20 protein-coding genes are annotated in these 15,853 nt (G+C 64.0%); 6 read left to right on the forward strand and 14 right to left on the reverse strand.

Features of this window, described 5'->3' with window-relative positions; translation table 11 throughout:
• Window positions 1-156 (forward strand): amidohydrolase family protein (locus JOZ76_RS34865; RefSeq protein WP_291705933.1); only part of this gene is annotated, 156 nt, incomplete at its 5' end.
• 3 nt (window positions 157-159) lie between these two features.
• Window positions 160-573, forward strand: a complete 414-nt coding sequence (locus JOZ76_RS34870; RefSeq protein WP_291705915.1) for a Rieske (2Fe-2S) protein — start codon at window positions 160-162, stop codon at window positions 571-573.
• 68 nt (window positions 574-641) lie between these two features.
• Here the strand turns inward: JOZ76_RS34870 and tcuB are convergent, their stop codons facing one another.
• The 4 genes from tcuB to JOZ76_RS34890 form a co-directional block, all read right to left on the reverse strand.
• Window positions 642-1,760, reverse strand: a complete 1,119-nt coding sequence (gene tcuB / locus JOZ76_RS34875) for a tricarballylate utilization 4Fe-4S protein TcuB (protein ID WP_291705916.1) — start codon at window positions 1,758-1,760, stop codon at window positions 642-644.
• A complete protein-coding gene (gene tcuA / locus JOZ76_RS34880) occupies window positions 1,747-3,144 on the reverse strand; it encodes an FAD-dependent tricarballylate dehydrogenase TcuA (RefSeq protein WP_291705917.1) in 1,398 nt (465 codons plus the stop codon). Before tcuA ends, tcuB begins: the two co-directional genes overlap by 14 nt.
• A 90-nt stretch (window positions 3,145-3,234) precedes the next feature.
• Entirely contained in the window at window positions 3,235-4,545 is a 1,311-nt protein-coding gene (locus JOZ76_RS34885) for an MFS transporter (RefSeq protein ID WP_291705918.1), read from the reverse strand.
• A gap of 172 nt (window positions 4,546-4,717) precedes the next feature.
• Window positions 4,718-5,614, reverse strand: a complete 897-nt coding sequence (locus JOZ76_RS34890) for a transcriptional regulator GcvA (protein WP_291705919.1) — start codon at window positions 5,612-5,614, stop codon at window positions 4,718-4,720.
• 115 nt (window positions 5,615-5,729) lie between these two features.
• Between JOZ76_RS34890 and JOZ76_RS34895 the strand changes: the two genes are divergently transcribed.
• Window positions 5,730-5,933 (forward strand): DUF1127 domain-containing protein, encoded by a 204-nt coding sequence (locus JOZ76_RS34895; protein WP_291705920.1) that lies wholly within the window; start codon window positions 5,730-5,732, stop codon window positions 5,931-5,933.
• A 115-nt stretch (window positions 5,934-6,048) separates the two neighbouring features.
• Window positions 6,049-6,669 (forward strand): GNAT family N-acetyltransferase, encoded by a 621-nt coding sequence (locus JOZ76_RS34900; RefSeq protein ID WP_291705921.1) that lies wholly within the window; start codon window positions 6,049-6,051, stop codon window positions 6,667-6,669.
• Between the two features lie 201 nt (window positions 6,670-6,870).
• Here JOZ76_RS34900 and JOZ76_RS34905 read toward each other — a convergent pair whose 3' ends face one another.
• From JOZ76_RS34905 to JOZ76_RS34920, 4 genes are all read right to left on the reverse strand, one after another.
• The gene (locus JOZ76_RS34905; RefSeq protein WP_291705934.1) at window positions 6,871-7,701 is read right to left on the reverse strand and encodes an enoyl-CoA hydratase; all 831 of its coding nucleotides are present in this window, start codon (window positions 7,699-7,701) and stop codon (window positions 6,871-6,873) included.
• A 126-nt stretch (window positions 7,702-7,827) separates the two neighbouring features.
• Window positions 7,828-8,529, reverse strand: a complete 702-nt coding sequence (locus JOZ76_RS34910; RefSeq protein ID WP_291705922.1) for an SDR family NAD(P)-dependent oxidoreductase — start codon at window positions 8,527-8,529, stop codon at window positions 7,828-7,830.
• Between the two features lie 55 nt (window positions 8,530-8,584).
• Window positions 8,585-8,719 (reverse strand): hypothetical protein, encoded by a 135-nt coding sequence (locus tag JOZ76_RS34915; protein WP_291705923.1) that lies wholly within the window; start codon window positions 8,717-8,719, stop codon window positions 8,585-8,587.
• Window positions 8,716-8,982 carry a hypothetical protein gene (locus JOZ76_RS34920; RefSeq protein WP_291705924.1) on the reverse strand — a complete coding sequence of 89 codons (267 nt, stop codon included), beginning with the start codon at window positions 8,980-8,982 and terminating at the stop codon, window positions 8,716-8,718. The genes JOZ76_RS34915 and JOZ76_RS34920 overlap by 4 nt, the downstream gene beginning before the upstream one ends.
• An 89-nt stretch (window positions 8,983-9,071) precedes the next feature.
• Here JOZ76_RS34920 and JOZ76_RS34925 point away from each other — a divergent pair, with 89 nt between their 5' ends.
• A complete protein-coding gene (locus tag JOZ76_RS34925; protein WP_291705925.1) occupies window positions 9,072-10,154 on the forward strand; it encodes a Zn-dependent alcohol dehydrogenase in 1,083 nt (360 codons plus the stop codon).
• A gap of 195 nt (window positions 10,155-10,349) precedes the next feature.
• Here the strand turns inward: JOZ76_RS34925 and JOZ76_RS34930 are convergent, their stop codons facing one another.
• The 3 genes from JOZ76_RS34930 to mbfA form a co-directional block, all read right to left on the reverse strand.
• On the reverse strand, window positions 10,350-10,703 hold the full coding sequence (locus JOZ76_RS34930; RefSeq protein ID WP_291705926.1) for a nuclear transport factor 2 family protein: 354 nt from the start codon (window positions 10,701-10,703) through the stop codon (window positions 10,350-10,352).
• A gap of 115 nt (window positions 10,704-10,818) precedes the next feature.
• Entirely contained in the window at window positions 10,819-12,291 is a 1,473-nt protein-coding gene (locus JOZ76_RS34935) for an amidase (protein WP_291705927.1), read from the reverse strand.
• 115 nt (window positions 12,292-12,406) lie between these two features.
• A complete protein-coding gene (gene mbfA, locus JOZ76_RS34940) occupies window positions 12,407-13,378 on the reverse strand; it encodes an iron exporter MbfA (RefSeq protein WP_291705928.1) in 972 nt (323 codons plus the stop codon).
• Between the two features lie 255 nt (window positions 13,379-13,633).
• Between mbfA and JOZ76_RS34945 the strand changes: the two genes are divergently transcribed.
• On the forward strand, window positions 13,634-14,356 hold the full coding sequence (locus tag JOZ76_RS34945; protein WP_291705929.1) for a hypothetical protein: 723 nt from the start codon (window positions 13,634-13,636) through the stop codon (window positions 14,354-14,356).
• 86 nt (window positions 14,357-14,442) lie between these two features.
• Here JOZ76_RS34945 and JOZ76_RS34950 read toward each other — a convergent pair whose 3' ends face one another.
• The 3 genes from JOZ76_RS34950 to JOZ76_RS34960 all read right to left on the reverse strand — a co-directional run.
• Window positions 14,443-14,826, reverse strand: coding sequence for a hypothetical protein (locus JOZ76_RS34950; protein WP_291705930.1), 384 nt, complete (start codon window positions 14,824-14,826; stop codon window positions 14,443-14,445).
• Window positions 14,827-15,048: 222 nt separating this feature from the next.
• Window positions 15,049-15,396, reverse strand: coding sequence for a hypothetical protein (locus JOZ76_RS34955; RefSeq protein ID WP_291705931.1), 348 nt, complete (start codon window positions 15,394-15,396; stop codon window positions 15,049-15,051).
• A gap of 115 nt (window positions 15,397-15,511) precedes the next feature.
• Window positions 15,512-15,853, reverse strand: a 342-nt coding sequence (locus JOZ76_RS34960; protein ID WP_291705932.1) for an alpha/beta fold hydrolase, incomplete at its 5' end; no start/stop codon positions are given.

The raw sequence follows: 15,853 nt of genomic DNA on the forward strand, positions 1-15,853 counted from the left end.
TGGATCGGCTGGGACCGGCTGCTGTTCGCGACCGACTATCCGCACTGGGACTTTGACGATCCCTCGCGGGTGCTCCCGGCGGGCGTGAGCGATGCGAACCGCGACGCCTTCTATCTCGGCAACGCGCTAAAACTCTACGGCGTCGCCGAAGCCTGACCAATGACACGTCATGTCGTTGCATCCGTCGAGGAGCTGCCGCCGGGCAGCCGAAAATTCATCGAGATCGACGGCCGGCCGATCGCGGTGTTCAACATCAAGGGCGAGTATTTCGGGCTTCTGAACCGCTGCCCGCACCAGGGCGCGGCGCTATGCGAGGGGCCGCTGATCGGGCTTGCGCAGTCGAAAAATCCCGGCGAGGTCGAATACACCCGGCTCGGCGAGATCCTCCGCTGCCCGTGGCATGGCTGGGAGTTCGACGTCCGCACCGGCCAGTCCTACTGCGATCCCCGACGCTTTCGCGTCAAGGCTTACCCGGCGCATGTCGAGGCGGGGTCGGCCGTGGTGAAAGGGCCTTACGTCGCGGAAACCATCAAGGTCGCGGTCGAGAGCAATTATGTGGTGGTTGAGTTGTAGCCCACATTCGTCATTCCGGGTTCGCGCCGACGCGCTCCCCGGAATGATGAAGGACAGACTCTCGACGGCTACTCCGTCGCCGCGCCCGGCGCCATCGCGCGCCGCTCCAGCGCATAGCGCACCAGGGCGACAAAGCGATAGAGCCCGTGCACGAACTTGCCGTAGGGCAGGGTAATGAACAGCGCGAAGACCACGCCGAGATGCAGCGCGAGCAGCGGCCCCATCACGGCGGTGTCGCGCAGCAGCAGCAGCGCCAGCCCCGTGACGCTGGTCAGGAGCAGCATCAGGATGAAGGCGACATCCATTCCGCTCCGCGCGGAATCGACCAGCACGGGATCGCGCTGCGATTTCGCAAGCAGCAGGCCGATTGGTCCAATGACCAGGGCGATGCCGCCGAGCGTGCCGAGCACGACCGGCAGGTCCCACCAGGGATAGGGCGCCTCGCGCGCCAGCAGATAATGGTACAGCGTGGCAACCGAAGTGGCCGCGAAGCAGAGCAGAAAACCGTAGAAGGTGAAGTGATGATCGATCCGGCGCCGGTCGGTCGGCTGGTCGTCCTCGTTGAAGCAGCCGACCCCGCCGCCATCCAGATAGCGCAAGGTGCAGGCATCCTTGGCCGCCTGCCAGAGCGAGGCCGTGTCCGTCGTCATGCCCGCCGGCGCGCCGATGTCGCGCCAGAATGCGCGCATCCCCATGACGCAGGCCAGGATCGCGTAGAGAAACGCGGCGCCAAACAGGGCGGCCATCGCATTGTGCGGCATCAGCGCGTAGAACGCGCCAGGACCGGTATGAACGCCGACCAGAACCTCGTGATCGGTGAGGGCCGCAAAGCCGAAGATGAAGATCGCGACCGACAGCGCCGCAATGATGCTGATCGCGACGCCGTTGCGCGCGAACAGGCCGGCGAAAGCCTGCGGCCACGCATAGGCGCGCCACGAATTGTTGCGCGCGATCGCGAGCGTCCGGGGGACATTGACGTTGAACTCGTGCGGCGGGGAGAACTGGCAATCAGCATAGCAGGCGCCGCAGGCATGACAGAGATTGGCGAGATAGTTGAGGTCGCCGTCGGAAAAGGCGCGGCGCATCTCCATGGCGGGGAAGACGGCGCACAGCCCCTCGCAATAACGGCAGGAGTTGCAGACCGTCATCAGGCGGTCGGCTTCGGCAAGGATTTTAGCTCGTGGCATGTCTTGCTGCTTCCCGTCCGGCGATGCGCCCGAATACGCTGCCGATGGTCATGCCCATGCCGGCCGCATAGCCCTTGCCGAGCACATTGCCGGCCATGATCTCACCGGCCGCGAACATGTTGACCGAGGGCCGACCATCCGTCATCAGCAGGCGCGCCTGCTTGTTCACGCGCGTCCCCAGATAGGTGAAGGTGATGCCGGGGCGCACCGGATAGGCGAGAAAGGGCGGCGTCTCGATCTTGCGCGCCCAATGGCTCTTCGGTGGTGTCAAGCCCTCGGTGCGGCAATCGTCGAGAATGGTATGGTCGAACGTCCCCGGCCGCACCGCGGCGTTGAAGCTGGCAATGGTCTTTTCCAACGCGGCCGGATCGAGCTCGAGTTTTGGGGCGAGTTCGCCGATCGTGCCGCCCTCGATTGGTGGAAACAGCGTCGGCATGAAACTGTTGCGCACGCTGGCGTCGAAGATGATGTAGGCGATCTGGCCGGGCTGCGCGGCCACCAAGCGGCCCCAGATCGCATAGCGTTTTGGCCAGATGTCCTCGCCCTCGTCGTAGAAGCGCTCTGCGTTCTTGTTGACGACGATGCCGAACACGACCGAGTCATGACGGGTGATGATGCCGCCGTCGAATTTCGGCGCTCGCGCGTCGATCGCGACGGCGTGACATTGCGTCGGATCGCCGATCTCCTGTACGCCCTTACCCAGCAGCATTTTTAGCACCGAGCCCCGATTATAGGGTGTGCCGCGGATCAGGAAATTGTCCGCTGCCTCGCCCCAGGACTCTTTGAGCCATTCGATATTGGCCTCGAAACCGCCGGCCGCTGCGACCAGCGTCGCCGCCTTTGCGCTGGCCCGGCCGTGGTCTTGCTTGAACGTCGCCGACAGGAACATGCCATCCTTGATATCGAGATCGACCACTTCGGCGTCGTAGAGGATCTCGACGCCGAGCGCCTCGGCGGTGCGATAGAGCGCGTTCAGCATTGCCCGTCCGCCGCCGAGGAAAAAGGAGTTGGTGCGGCCGAGGCTCAGCGTGCCGCCGAGCGAGGGCTGCCAGCGCACGCCTTGCTCCACGATCCAGGTCAAAATGTCCTTGGACTCGCGGATCATCAGTCGCGCGAGCTCCTGGTCGGTATTGCCCTCGGTGACGCGCAGCAGGTCTTCGAAGAACTCGTCTTCGGTGTAGGGACCGGTCAAGATCTCGGTCGCCGCGTCATGGGCGCAGCGCATGTTACGGGTGTGGCGGGTATTGCCGCCGCGATAGAATTTTGGCGCGCCTTCCAGCACCAGAACATCGGCGCCGAGCCGCTTGGCGCTGATCGCGGCGCACAGCGCCGCATTGCCGCCGCCGATCACCAGCACGTCGAATTTGCGCGAGAGGTCGAGCATGCGGGTTCGCCGTCTTGCTTATGGTCTTGGCATGGACATCGGAACGGGCGCCGACCGGATGCGGCCGGCCGGCGCCGTGGGTGGACGCACTCAGGCGGCGACCGTATCCTGCACGGCGATGGTCTTGCCGCCGCGATAGACGGTTAGCGCCGCGATGATGCCGAGCGTTGCGCCGAACATGAGCCAGTAGCAGGGCGAGGCCTTGTCGCCGGTCTGCTGGATCAGCCAGGTCGATGCGAACGGGGTGAAGGTGCCGAACAGCGCCGCGGCGAGCGCAAAGGCAAGCGAGAAGCAGGTGGTGCGCACGTGCTTGGGCACGATTTCGACCAGCGCGCCCAGCATCGTTCCACTATAAGTGCCGAAGTAGAACGAGAACATCATTTGCACGGCCAGCAGCTTGCCGAAGCTCGGATCGGAGACTAACCAGTGCAGGGCGGGATAGGCCGTCAAGAACGAGAGGCCCGCAATCGTCACCAGAACGGGCTTGCGGCCGATCCGGTCGGAGACTGCGCCGCCTACCGGATTCCAGATGAAATTGGTCACTGCGACCAAAAGAGTCACCAGCAGCGCGTCCTGCGCGGACAGCTTCAGCACGGTCTTGCCGAAGGTCGGCGTATAGACGGTGATGAAGTAGAAGGTCGTGGTGGTCAGGACTGCGATCATCATGCCGAGGATGACGATGCGCCAGTTCGCGATCGCCGAGGCAAAGACCTCGCTCGCGGTCGGGTGCTTCTTCATCGCCAAAAACTCCGGCGTTTCCTCCAGCGTCCGCCGTAGGAAGAAGATAACCGGGATGATCAAGCAGCCGATGAAGAAAGGAATGCGCCAGCCCCAGGCCGCGACGGTCTCCGCCGGCATCGACTCGCTCAGGACGAAGCCGATGATCGCGGCGACGAAGATCGCGACCTGTTGACTCGATGACTGAAACGAAGTGTAGAAACCGCGATTGCCGGGCGTCGAAATCTCGGCGAGATAGACCGACACGCCGCCGAGTTCGACGCCGGCCGAAAAGCCCTGCAGCAGCCGGCCAAGCAGCACGATCACCGGCGCCGCGACCCCGATCGTCGCGTAGCTCGGGCAGAAGGCGATGACGACGGTGCCGAAGGCCATGATAGTGAGCGTGACGATGAGCCCCTGCCGGCGGCCGATCCGGTCGATATAGGCGCCGAGCACGATCGCGCCCACCGGGCGCATCAGCGCGCCGAGCCAGAACACGCCGAAGGTGTTGAGGAGCGCCGCGGTCTCGTTCTCGGACGGGAAGAACGCTTTTGCGATCGCGCTGGCGTAGAAGCCGAACAGAAAGAAGTCAAACTGCTCGAGGAAATTGCCGCTGGTCGCGCGCAGGATGGCACCGATGCGCGACTTGATCTGTGGCGTTCCCTGGGTCGTCGTCTGTGACACGTTTCGCGTTCTCCCCGTCTGTCATGCGCCCGGCGCGAATTTGTGCCGGCCGCTGTTGTTGTTGTTGTTGGTTCTCCAAAATCTCTTTCGCATGCCGGCACGGCCGGACCAACCCCGAAAACGCGCTGACAGCGGGATTTGCGCTGCGGGATCAACCGCCCAAATTACGCCCTTACGATTGGCCCCTGGTCGAGGCGGCCAGCCATTCCCGGAACGCCCTGAGCTTGGGCCGCTCGATCCCGCCTTCCGGCGAGACGAGATAGAAGCCGGCGTCCGCCGGCAATGCGATGTCGAAGGGAACCACCAGCCGGCCCTTGGCAACGTCGTCCCGCACGTAGCTGGTGCGGCCCATCGCGATACCTGATCCGTCGATCGCCGCCTGCACGGTCATGAAGATCATGTCGAACGACACGCCGCGTTGCCCAAGCATGTCGAGCGGCAGGCCGGCCGCGGTGAGCCATTGCCGCCAGTCGTCGTCGAAGCTCGATGTGTGCAGCAGCGTATGGTGCCTGATGTCCTCGGGCTGCCGCAGCGGGCGCTTGCCCTTGAGCAGCGCCGGGCTGCACACCGGAAACATCTCGTCCGCCATCAGCCATGCCGAGCGCACCCCGGGCCACTGGCCGCGGCCATAGCGGATCGCGGCATCGACATTGTCGCGGGTGAAGTCGACCAGGCTGGATGACGTCGTGATGTGCACGTCGATCTCCGGATGCGCCTCCTGGAACGTCCCCAGGCGCGGCAGCAGCCATTTGGCGGCGAACGAGGCGATCGTCGAGATCGTCAGCACGTTGTCGTTGCCCTTCTGCAGCAGGCGGTCGGTCGCGAGGCGGAGGTCGTTGAACGCAGCGCGGATGCCGGGAAGATAGTCGCGCGCCTCCGTCGTCAGCTCCAGCGCCCGGTTCTGCCGCACGAACAGGCGCACCCCGAGCTCTTCCTCCAGCCGCTTGATCTGGTGGCTGATCGCGGTCTGCGTGACGTTCAGCTCGGATGCGGCGCGGGTGAAGCTCAAGTGCCTTGCCGCGGCCTCGAACGCCCTGAGGCCATTCAGGGACGGCAGTCTCGCGGTCATCCGGCGGGCTCCAATCGCATGAATTTATATCATCCGAAGCGGTACAAAGTGTCGTTTGCGGCGCTGCCACAACAGGCAGATATTTGCAGCCAAGAGATAGCTGTGGGAATCGAACATGTCTACCTACTCACAAATTTCGATGACAAATCATCATGATGCGGGGGTGCTCGGCCGCCTCAGCGAGACCCTCCATGTCTGGCGGCAGCGCTACCAGAGCCGGCGCGAGCTGGCGCGCTGGTCGGATCGCGACCTGCACGACATCGGCCGCTCCTGGAGCGACGTCGCCGAAGAGGTCGACAAGCCCTTCTGGCGGGCCTGACGAGATCCGCGCAGGGACCGTGCGCCCGGTGATCCCGACCGTGGCCGGTCATGCGCCGCCGGCGTCGCTTCTCAGGAAGGACGCCGGCCAAATTTTTGAGGCGGAGGAGGGTGCCATGAACGCGCTGCGCCTGGACGATCTCGGCCACTATTCCGACATCCTCTACACCCGCCGCGGCGATCGTTTGGCGCTGCGTTTTGTCGAGCCGGCCGACGCCGAGGCGTTGCAGCACTACGTCCGCGGGCTGTCGAGCGCCTCGCGGTACAACCGTTTCTTCGGTGCGCTGGGCGAACTGCCGAAGGCGCTGCTCGACCGCTTCACGCATATCAGCCCGGCCGACGGGTTTACCGTGATCGGCGCCATGGCGATCGATGGCCTCGAAACCATCGTCGGCGAGGCGCGCTACATCTTTCATGCAGACAGCCAAAGCGTGGAGTTCGGCATCTCGGTCGCCGACCGCTGGCATGGTCACGGCATCGGACCGGCGCTGCTCAAAAATCTTGAATGCCGCGCGGCGGCGTTCGGGGCGAAGAGTCTGATCGGCGACACGCTGCGCAGCAACGGCAGGATGATTGCGGTGGCGCGCAAGGCCGGGTTTGAGCTGACCCGGCATCCGCATGACTGGAAGCTGGTGCGGATCACGAAACCGCTCGCGGTCGAGGCGGAGGACGTTCCCTGCGCGAGCTGGCGGATCGCCGCGGCGTCGCGGGCGCAAACCGCCCGGCTGGTGAGTTGATTATCTGATGCAGCCACTCATTCTGCTGTCATCGCCCGGCTTGACCGGGCGATTCCGTATTCCAGAGACCGCGGTGCTGAGCTGACAGGCCGCGGCGTACTGGATCACCCGTTTTTCGCGGGTGATGACGGCCTCAGAGTATGGCTTGCATTTCCCAAAACGCGGTTCGGCGTGTACGTGCCGACCCTCGAACAGAGGGCTTCACTTCCCCCGAAACACCGGCTTGCGCTTGTCGATGAAGGCCTGCACCGCCTCGCGGTGATCAGCCGTGGTGGTCAGGCGGATCAGCCGCTCGGCTTCGTGGTCGCGGGCGGTCGCAAAATCGAACGACAGCGCCTCGTCGAGGTTGTCCTTCATGTAGCGCAGCGCGAGCGTCGGGCCCTCGGCGAGCGATTTCGCCAGCGCAAACGCCTCGTCCTGCAATCTGTCATCCGGCACGACGCGGTTGACGAGCCCGATCGCTTCGCAGCGCGCGGCGTCGACCTTCTCGGCTGTGAACATGAGCTCGCGGGCGCGCGCCGTGCCGACGAGGCGGGTGAGCAGCCACGCGATACCGTAGTCGCCGCTCAAGCCGACGCGCAGATAGCCGGTCGAGACGAACGCCGATCGTGCCGCAATCCGGATGTCGCACGCAATGGCAATCGCGAGGCCTGCGCCGACCGCGGGGCCGGGCAGCGCGGCGATCGTCGGCTTGCGCACCAAGACCAGCGCGCCGGTGAGCAGCCGCTGCCGCTCCTGCAGATCCGTGACTTTTTCGTCGAAGGACATTGCAGCCTTGTTCGCGTCGCGGTGCGCGCCCATGCCCTTGACATTGCCGCCGGCGCAGAACGCGTTGCCGGCGCCGGTGAGCAGCAGCGCATGAATGTTCGGATCTTCGCCGCAGGTCCTGATCATGCTGCGCAGCGCCGGTGTCAGCGTGTCGGACAGCGCGTTGCGCACCTCGGGCCGGTTCAGCGTGATGATCGCGACGCGCTCGCGGATAACGCAGAGCAGTTCGTCGGCGCCGGTGTCGATTTTGGTTTCGCCGTCGATCGCCGCTGCGTGGCTCATCATACCGCTCCCATGTGTAGGGTGGGCTAAGCGAAGCGAGCCCACCAAGCTGCATCAACGCATTCAAGTCGGTGGGCACGCTACGCTTTGCCCCACCCTACGACATCCTCAAAACTTCTCCACCCAGGGCCGCAGTTCCAGTTCCCAGCTCCAGGTGCTGCGCGGCTGCTGCAGCACATTCCAATAGTTTTCCGCGATCGCATCGGGATCGAGCATCGAATCCGGGCGGTCCGCGGCTTCCGTGCGGGTCGCGCTGCGGATGCCGCCGTCAATGACGAAATGCGCGACATGGATGCCCTGCGGGCTGAGTTCCCGCGCCATGCTCTGGGCGAGGCCGCGCAGCGCGAACTTGCCCATCGCGAACGGCGCCGACTGTGCATAGCCCTTGACGCTCGCCGATGCGCCCGTGAACAGGATGGCGCCGCGCTTGTTCTGCAGCATCCGGATCGCGGCCTGTTGCGCCACCAGGAAGCCGCCGAAGGCGCTCACCGCGATCGACTGCGCGACTTCGGCCGGCACGAGATCGATGAAAGCGCCGCGCGCGCGGGCGCTGGCGTTGTAGACCACGATATCGGGACTGGCGATCTCGCGCTCGACCAGGCCGAACAGGCGTTCGACCTCCTCCGCATTGGTGGCGTCGCAGGCAAAAGCGCGGGCGCCGGTCTCGTTGCACAGCGCCCCCAGCTTCTCGATCTTGCGCGCGGCGAGCGCGACCTTGATCTTTTCCTTTGCGAAGCGTCGCGCCAGCGAGGCGGAGAGGCCTTCACCGGCGCCCACGATCAGGGCTGTGGTGTAACTCGGGATGTCCATGGGTGTGGTCCTCGATATCGGTCCCGCCGTGATAAGCTCCAAGTCAATCTCATATCTATACGCGCAAGCCGGCAAGGCAACCGGCGGCTTCGAGAATGGGATCGCGTGCTGTCTTTTCAGCCACAGCAGCATATTTCGTGCGCAGCATGTTGAGCGAACGCACAGGACATTTTTGCGGCTTCTGGATCATTCGCCCCACTCGTCGCCGAACGCCTCGATCAGGATTGAAACAAAGCGGGCGACCGCGTCGGCCGGGTGAGCCCATGGCTCCGGCTGGAGTTCATCCATCGGCTGATGATCGGGGTGGACCAGGAGGCCAACCCCCTCCGCCGTCACCACGAGCGGGATGACGGGCAGCTTTGCGAATTCTCGTATTCCGCCTGGGCATTGCGCAAGCGCGGCGATGATTGCCCGGTTGGCGAACTGCCCGATGCAGCGTAGGCTTCCCGCCACGCACGCGGTTCATTTGTCAACCCGGCGAGAGGTGGACCGGGCATTTTTCGACAAAAAAGGTCCAAACCATAACAAACGAGGAAACACCCATGAAGGCCGCCGTCCTGATGGAAGTCAACAAGCCGCTCGTCATCGAGGACGTGTCGCTGCAGAAGCCAGGTCCGCGCGAGGTCCTGATCCGCACCTCGGTCGCCGGACTCTGCCATTCCGACCTGCATTTCATGGAGGGACTCTATCCGCATCCGCTGCCGGCCGTGCTCGGCCATGAATCGGCCGGCGTGGTCGAACAGGTCGGCGCCGACGTCACCTATGTGAAGCCGGGCGATCACGTCGTGACCTGTCTGTCGGTGTTCTGCGGCACCTGCGAGAACTGCACCACCGGCCGGCCGGTGCTGTGCACCGACACCACGGTGAAGATGCTGCCCGGCGTTTCCAACCGCCTGTCATGGGCGCGCGACGAAAAACTCAATCAGTTTCTCAACCTCTCCTCTTTCGCCGAGCAGATGCTGGTGCACGAGAATGCGATCGTCAAAATCAGGCCGGACATGCCACTCGACCTCGCCGCCCTGATCGGCTGCGGCGTCGTCACCGGCTATGGCGCGGTCGCGAACACCGCGAAGGTCGCACCGGGCGAGACGGTCGCGGTTATCGGCTGCGGCGGCGTCGGCATGGCCGCGATCAACGGCGCCGAGATCGCCGGTGCCGGCCGTATCATCGCGATCGACACCAATCCGGCCAAGCTGCAGCTTGCGACCAAGCTGGGAGCCACCGACATCATCGATCCGGCGAACGGCGATGTGGTGCAGCAGGTGCGCGAGCTCACAAAGGGCGGCGTGCATCACGCCTTGGAGGTGCTGGGCCGGAAGGAAACCGCCGAGCAGGCGTTTGCGATGCTGGCGCCCGGCGGCACCGCGACCGTCGTCGGCATGATCCCGTTCGGGCAGAAGATCGAGCTGCACGGCTTCGATTTTTTGCGGGAACGCCGGATCCAGGGCTCGTCGATGGGCTCGAACCATTTCCGCGTCGACATGCCGCGGCTGGTCGAGTTCTACCTGCGCGGCAAGCTGCATCTGGAGGACTGGATCTCGGCCAAGCTGACACTCTCCGAGATCAACGAGGGCTTTGCCAACATGAAGGCCGGCAAGACCGTGCGCAGCGTGATCGTCTTCTGAGTTCTGTCGTCCCGGCCAAGCGAGCCCGAGCGGCGTCTAGGCGCTCGACCGGCGAGCGCAGAGCCGGGACCCATAACCCCAGGCCTTCGTTGTTGCGACGACCGGCAGTACGACGCCGCCGCGAGATTCCGCGGTATGGGTCCCGGCTCCAGCGCGCAATTGCGCACAAGGCCGGTGCGACAACAGAAGTCTGGGTCACCGCGACACGTGCGCCGACACTGCGAGCCATTGGCCGTTCAGCCGCGCCCAGCAATCGGTGTAGCGGCCATGCGCTTCCTTGCCGTCCGGCGTCGTGTAGCGCGTCGCGGCATGGATGATGGCGAAATCGCCGAGCACGCGGATCTTGACGTCGTGGGCTTCGAGATTCTTGATCGCGACCGGCTGCGCCGTCTGCGTCAAAAAGGCAGCACGGTCGACCAGGCTCTTGTCGGGATTGGAGCAATAGAAGTCGGGCGCCAAAATTTCGTCGAAGCGCCTGACGTCGGAGTTTTGCACCGAGGCGACATAGTCGCGGTTGAGCGCGGTCAGTTGTTCGAGATCTTGGTCCATGGGCCTTCTCCCGCTTTGCGTCGCATCATTTGCAGCGTCATTCCGGAGCGATGCGAGACATCGACCCCGGAATCTCGAGGTTCCCCGGTGCACGCTCCTCGCAATGACGATAAAATCAATCCGCGAACATCGGCGGCGGAATGAAGCCGCCGAATTCACGCTCGATCAGTTCGGCGAGTTTTAGCGGCGTGCGGTCTTCGAGAAACGGCCCGACGATCTGCACGCCGACCGGAAGTCCGTCCGCCGAGAGGCCGAGCGGAATGGCGGTGGCGGGCAGGCCAGGAAGCGTCGCCACGCCGGGCCAGGCGAGCTGGTCGGCATAGACGTGATCGGCCTCATCGATCATGATCTTGCGCTTCTCCTGCTCCGGCGAGTGGTCATGGGGATAGGCCGGTGTCGGCATAATCGGGCAGATCACGGCGTCAAACGTCTCGAACAGCTTTCGCCACTGCGCCCTGAGATGGGCGCGGCCGCCTTCGGCCATCACCCAGTCACGGTGGCTGAGCACGATGCCGCGCAGCCGCTCGGCGGCGAGGCTGCGGTCGTCGGGCGAGAGGTTTGCGGCTCCGGTCTGCGCGCCCTGATAGACGTCTACCGGGAAATTGGCGCCCAGAAACGACATCAGCATGCGCATGTAGAGCCGGCTCGAGGCCGCGAAGTCGGGCAGCAGCGGGCTGGTGCGGGCAACCGTCACGCCGGCCTTGCCGAGATCAAGGGCCAGCTTCTCGATCGCGCCGCGCACGGACCTGTCGGTCGGCAACAGCGGATCGCTGTCGATCACCAGCACGCGAAAATCCTTTAAGGCGTGATGGCGGGGCGGCGGCAGTTCGAGCCGGTAGGCCTTGCCGGCTTCGAGCGGATCCGGGCCCGCGATGACGTCGAGCAGCAGCGACAGATCGGCGGCCGACCGCGCCATCGGCCCGATCACGGCGAGGTCGCGGTCGAGCGGCAGCGGCTGGAACGGCGGCGGGGTGTGGCCGCGGGATGGCGCCAGCGCGAAGGTCGGCTTGTGGGCATAGACGCCGCAATGAAACGCCGGCACGCGCAGCGAACCGCCGATATCGGAGCCGAGCGACAGCGGGCCATAGCCCGCGGCGAGCGCCGCCGAGGAACCTCCCGACGATCCGCCGGGCGTGCGACCGAGGTCGAAGGGGTTTTTGGTGACGCCGTAGATCTCGTTGTAGCTCTGCCAGTCGCCGAGCCCGAGCGGTACGTTGGTCTTGCCCAGAATCACCCCGCCGGCGTCCCTGACGCGGGTCACCGCCAGTGCGTCTTCGGCGGCGATAAAATCCTTTTGTGTCGGAATGCCCCAGGTCGTCGGCAGCCCGGCGATATTGTAGGACTCTTTCACCGTCAGCGGAATGCCGAGCAGCGGTTCGGTCTCGCCGCGCGCAAGCGCGGCGTCGGCCTCGCGTGCGGCCTCTAGCGCGCGCTCGAAATCGCGCACGCAGATCGCGTTGATCTTATCGTCATGCCGCTCGATACGGCCGATCGCGTCCCGCGCGAGCTCGACGGCGGAAATCTTTTTGGCCTTCAGCGCGGCCGACAATTCCACCGCGGTCTTGAAACTCCATGTCGACTGACCCAAGGCGTACTCCCCACATCTTTCGTGTCGAAACGAGTCCGATGTTGAAGAGTTTAGCTTTTGGTTGCAAGAGCGCTTGATGGCGATTGCTGCACGACGAAGCCGTCGTGCCGACCGTTCAAGCGGCGCCGATCAATATCCCGACCCCGAGCACGATGACGCCGCCCAGCACGATCTGGAACACGGCCTGCAGGAACGGCGTGTCCATGTAGCGCGCGCGGATATAGGCGATCGCCCACAATTCGAAGAACACGACGATGCCGGCGATCGCAGTCGCGATCCAGAACGCGTTCGGCCAGGTGTCGGGGACCAGATAGGGTGCGGTGTGGCCGAGGCCGCCGACGGTGGTCATCAGCCCGCAGGTCAGGCCGCGCAGCCATGGCGATCCGCGCCCGGTGAGCGATCCGTCGTCGGACAGCGCCTCGGCAAAGCCCATGCTGATACCGGCGCCGATCGAGGCGGCAAGGCCGACCAGAAATGTCTGCCAGTTCTGATGTGTCGCAAACGCTGCCGCGAACAGCGGTGCGAGCGTCGACACCGAGCCGTCCATCAACCCGGCCAGACCGGGCTGGACGTACTGCAATACAAAAATGCGCCGCCGCGTCTCGTCCTCGGCGGCGCGCACGTCGGGTTTGAGAATCTTGTCGGTCAGATCGGCGGCGAAACGCTCATGGCCGCGTTCGGCCTCGGCGAGATCGACGAGCAGCCGCCGCATCCCGACATCCTTGGCCTGCTCGGCCGCCTTCACGTAGAACCGCTCGGCCTGGAATTCCATGGTTCCGACTTCGCGGCGGATGGTGTCCAGCGACAGGTTCTTGGTCAACCAGATCGGGCGGCGGCGAAAGAATCCCTTGACGTCCTCGCGGCGGATCGGCGGGAGATTGGGGCCAAAACGCTTTTCATACATCTCCAGCAGCATGTGCCGGTGGCTCTTCTCCTCCTCGGCCATCTGCTCGAACAGTTTTGCCGAGTCGGGATAGCGCTCCGCAAGGTCTTCGGCGAAAGTCGCATAGATTCGGCTATCTTCCTCTTCCGCCGCGATCGCGATCGCCAGCACTTCGCGCTCGCTCAAGTCCGCGAAATTCTTCATCAGGGCCCCGGATTGTGTGATTTTTTAGAATGTTTCTAAGTTTTATAGTGACTGGACTGCGTCGGGTCAAACCGTGCTTCGCGCACGCTTGAGGACTTTATACGGCAACATTGGGAACCGAATGCAGGAATCTCGGTTTGGGTTTGCCGAAGCGCGAGATTGGATTGCCATCGCGCTTGCGTTCGAGCTTGATCTTTCGGAAGACCACATCCACGCTTTTAGATCATTGCTCGCGCCCGTCGATGCGGAGTTTTCATGCACAAGGTCAAATATCGCCTCAACGATCCACGGCTGGCGCCACGCCGGACCAGGCTCGAGATTCCCGGCTGGGCGGGCACGCGTGAGCCGCGCACCAGCGGATCCCATGAGCAGGTCTGGCATTGCGTGCCGTTTTCGGAAGGCGCGCAGTACGGCATCGAGCTGTTCTATCCTTATGACAACGAGCTGCATGTCACGACCACGGATGGACGCCTGGTGCTGTCCGGCGACTGGGGCGAGCCGCCCGACAGCGGCGTGCAGTGGCCGCCATTCCGCAGTTTCGGCGACAATTTCTACACCTACCAGATCCTGCTCGACCTCAAGGTCGAAAAGGGATTTGCGATCCGCACCGAACCGCATCCGCGGTTCTATGCCGACCGCACCGGCACGGTGCCGATCGCGGTGCCGGCCCTGATCCGCAACTGGTGGCCGATGCTGTTCTTCTGCGTGTTCAAGTCGCCGGACGAGGGCCGCACCCATATCTTCCGGCCCGGCGAGCCGTTTGCGCAGGTGATCGTGATCCCCGAGGAAGCGCAGTTCGAGCTCGAGCCGATGGGCGAGGAGGAGGCCGCCGAGCGCGAACTGCAGGCGCGGCGCATTCATGCCGCCCGGCCGACGCTATCGGCGGAGACTGAATGGATCTCCTCGACCGACACCGTGTTCGACGGCACCTATCGCCACCTGCACCGCGCGGCCAAGGACAAGGCCCGGCAGGGCTGAGGAACTCTCAGCAGAAAGCAAAAGAACTCCGGCGCCGGCGCGCCGGAGTTCTTTCGTTGATTGCAATCAGCCAAAAACGCCGCGACTCAATAATAGCGATAGAAGCCGTGGTGATGATGGTGATGATGATGATGGTGGTGGTGATAGAAGCGGCGGTAGCGCGGCACGACCACGACCTCATCGCCATAGTATCTTGGATAGAACGCGTGGTGGTGGTGATGATGATGATGGTGGTGATGATGGTAGTACGGCACGTAGTACTGCGCGAGCTCCACCTTGGCCTCGGCAGGCTGTGAGGCCTGGTGCTCGTCGAGCGCCTTCAGCTGTGCCGCGGCGTTCGGGATCGGCGCCAGCAACTCGGCGAAGGAATTCGCCTGCAGGACATCGGCCGGCGACGCCCCTGCTTGCGCCGCATGCATCGCGCCGAGCGTTGCCACTGCGCCAAGGAGTCCTACAAGTTTCTTGTCCATGATCCTCTCCTCCAGTCATGCGCGACCGCCTCGGGCGAACGCATGCTTTGTTGACCATCGCATTCTCGGGGACAGCCGCTGAATGGGATGTGAATGGGACGGCCCGCGCGCGTGATGGTGGCGGCACGAAGCCGGTTCCATGACGACGTCGTGTCGAGCAAGCAGCGGAAGGGCTCCGAAGCACTGGCTCCGAGCCTTTCCTGCGGACCGATTTGCCGTTCCTCAGTAGTGATGATGATGATGGTGGTGGTAGTGATGATGATGATGATGATGGTGGTGATGGTGATAATGGCGGTGCGGCACCACGATGACCCGCGAGCGGAAATAGGCCCGGTGATGGTGATGATGATGGTGGTGATGATAGGCGAGCCGCAGGGTTTTCTCCTGTTCGGCCGGCTGTGAGGCTTCGCGCTCGTTGAGCACTTTCAGCTGCGCCGCCGCATCCGGGATCGGGTTCAACAGCTCGGCGTAGGAATTGGCCCGCAACACGTCAGTGGGCGCGGCCTGTGCGGCGGTCAAGGTGCTGAGCGCCGCCACCGCTCCCAAAACGCCGGCGATCTTCTTTTCCATTAAGGTTCTCCAATCTCGGATGGCAAAAGTGCTCAGGCAAACACAGCCGGCGTTCGAAGGTTCCCCTGAAAAGGCGGTGGCTTTGCGAATCTGCTCGAATTGCTATCAGCGCGGATCATCGCGCATGATTTGCAACCAAGAACTGCAGCAAGAGCCTGCTTACCTCCGCACCCTGCTCCTGCTGCACCCAATGCCCCGCGCCATCGATCAGTTCGCAAAGCAGCATCCGTGTACAGGCTCTCGTCTGCATCGCTTCGAATATGCCGGGCCGCTGATAGGTGCCCCAGTCCTGTCGTCCCGAGATGAACGCGGAGGGGACGTCGATGGTGCGGCCGGACCAGATCTGAAGTTCGGCGTCGAATACGCCTGACGTGCCGCAGCGGTACCATTGCAGGCCGCCCTGAAAGCCGGTCCGTTCATATTCGGCGGCGTAGAAAGAAAGCTCGTGATCGCGCAG

This window comes from Bradyrhizobium sp., assembly GCF_019244115.1.
Classification (GTDB): Bacteria; Pseudomonadota; Alphaproteobacteria; order Rhizobiales; family Xanthobacteraceae; genus Bradyrhizobium.

Coding starts and splice junctions, on each gene's coding strand:
- JOZ76_RS34870 (WP_291705915.1), top strand. CDS start 160: ATGACACGTCATGTCGTTGCATCCGTCGAGGAGCTGCCGCCGGGCAGC.
- tcuB (WP_291705916.1), bottom strand. CDS start 1,760: ATGCCACGAGCTAAAATCCTTGCCGAAGCCGACCGCCTGATGACGGTC.
- tcuA (WP_291705917.1), bottom strand. CDS start 3,144: ATGCTCGACCTCTCGCGCAAATTCGACGTGCTGGTGATCGGCGGCGGC.
- JOZ76_RS34890 (WP_291705919.1), bottom strand. CDS start 5,614: ATGACCGCGAGACTGCCGTCCCTGAATGGCCTCAGGGCGTTCGAGGCC.
- JOZ76_RS34895 (WP_291705920.1), top strand. CDS start 5,730: ATGTCTACCTACTCACAAATTTCGATGACAAATCATCATGATGCGGGG.
- JOZ76_RS34900 (WP_291705921.1), top strand. CDS start 6,049: ATGAACGCGCTGCGCCTGGACGATCTCGGCCACTATTCCGACATCCTC.
- JOZ76_RS34910 (WP_291705922.1), bottom strand. CDS start 8,529: ATGGACATCCCGAGTTACACCACAGCCCTGATCGTGGGCGCCGGTGAA.
- JOZ76_RS34915 (WP_291705923.1), bottom strand. CDS start 8,719: ATGATCCAGAAGCCGCAAAAATGTCCTGTGCGTTCGCTCAACATGCTG.
- JOZ76_RS34925 (WP_291705925.1), top strand. CDS start 9,072: ATGAAGGCCGCCGTCCTGATGGAAGTCAACAAGCCGCTCGTCATCGAG.
- JOZ76_RS34930 (WP_291705926.1), bottom strand. CDS start 10,703: ATGGACCAAGATCTCGAACAACTGACCGCGCTCAACCGCGACTATGTC.
- mbfA (WP_291705928.1), bottom strand. CDS start 13,378: ATGAAGAATTTCGCGGACTTGAGCGAGCGCGAAGTGCTGGCGATCGCG.
- JOZ76_RS34945 (WP_291705929.1), top strand. CDS start 13,634: ATGCACAAGGTCAAATATCGCCTCAACGATCCACGGCTGGCGCCACGC.
- JOZ76_RS34950 (WP_291705930.1), bottom strand. CDS start 14,826: ATGGACAAGAAACTTGTAGGACTCCTTGGCGCAGTGGCAACGCTCGGC.
- JOZ76_RS34955 (WP_291705931.1), bottom strand. CDS start 15,396: ATGGAAAAGAAGATCGCCGGCGTTTTGGGAGCGGTGGCGGCGCTCAGC.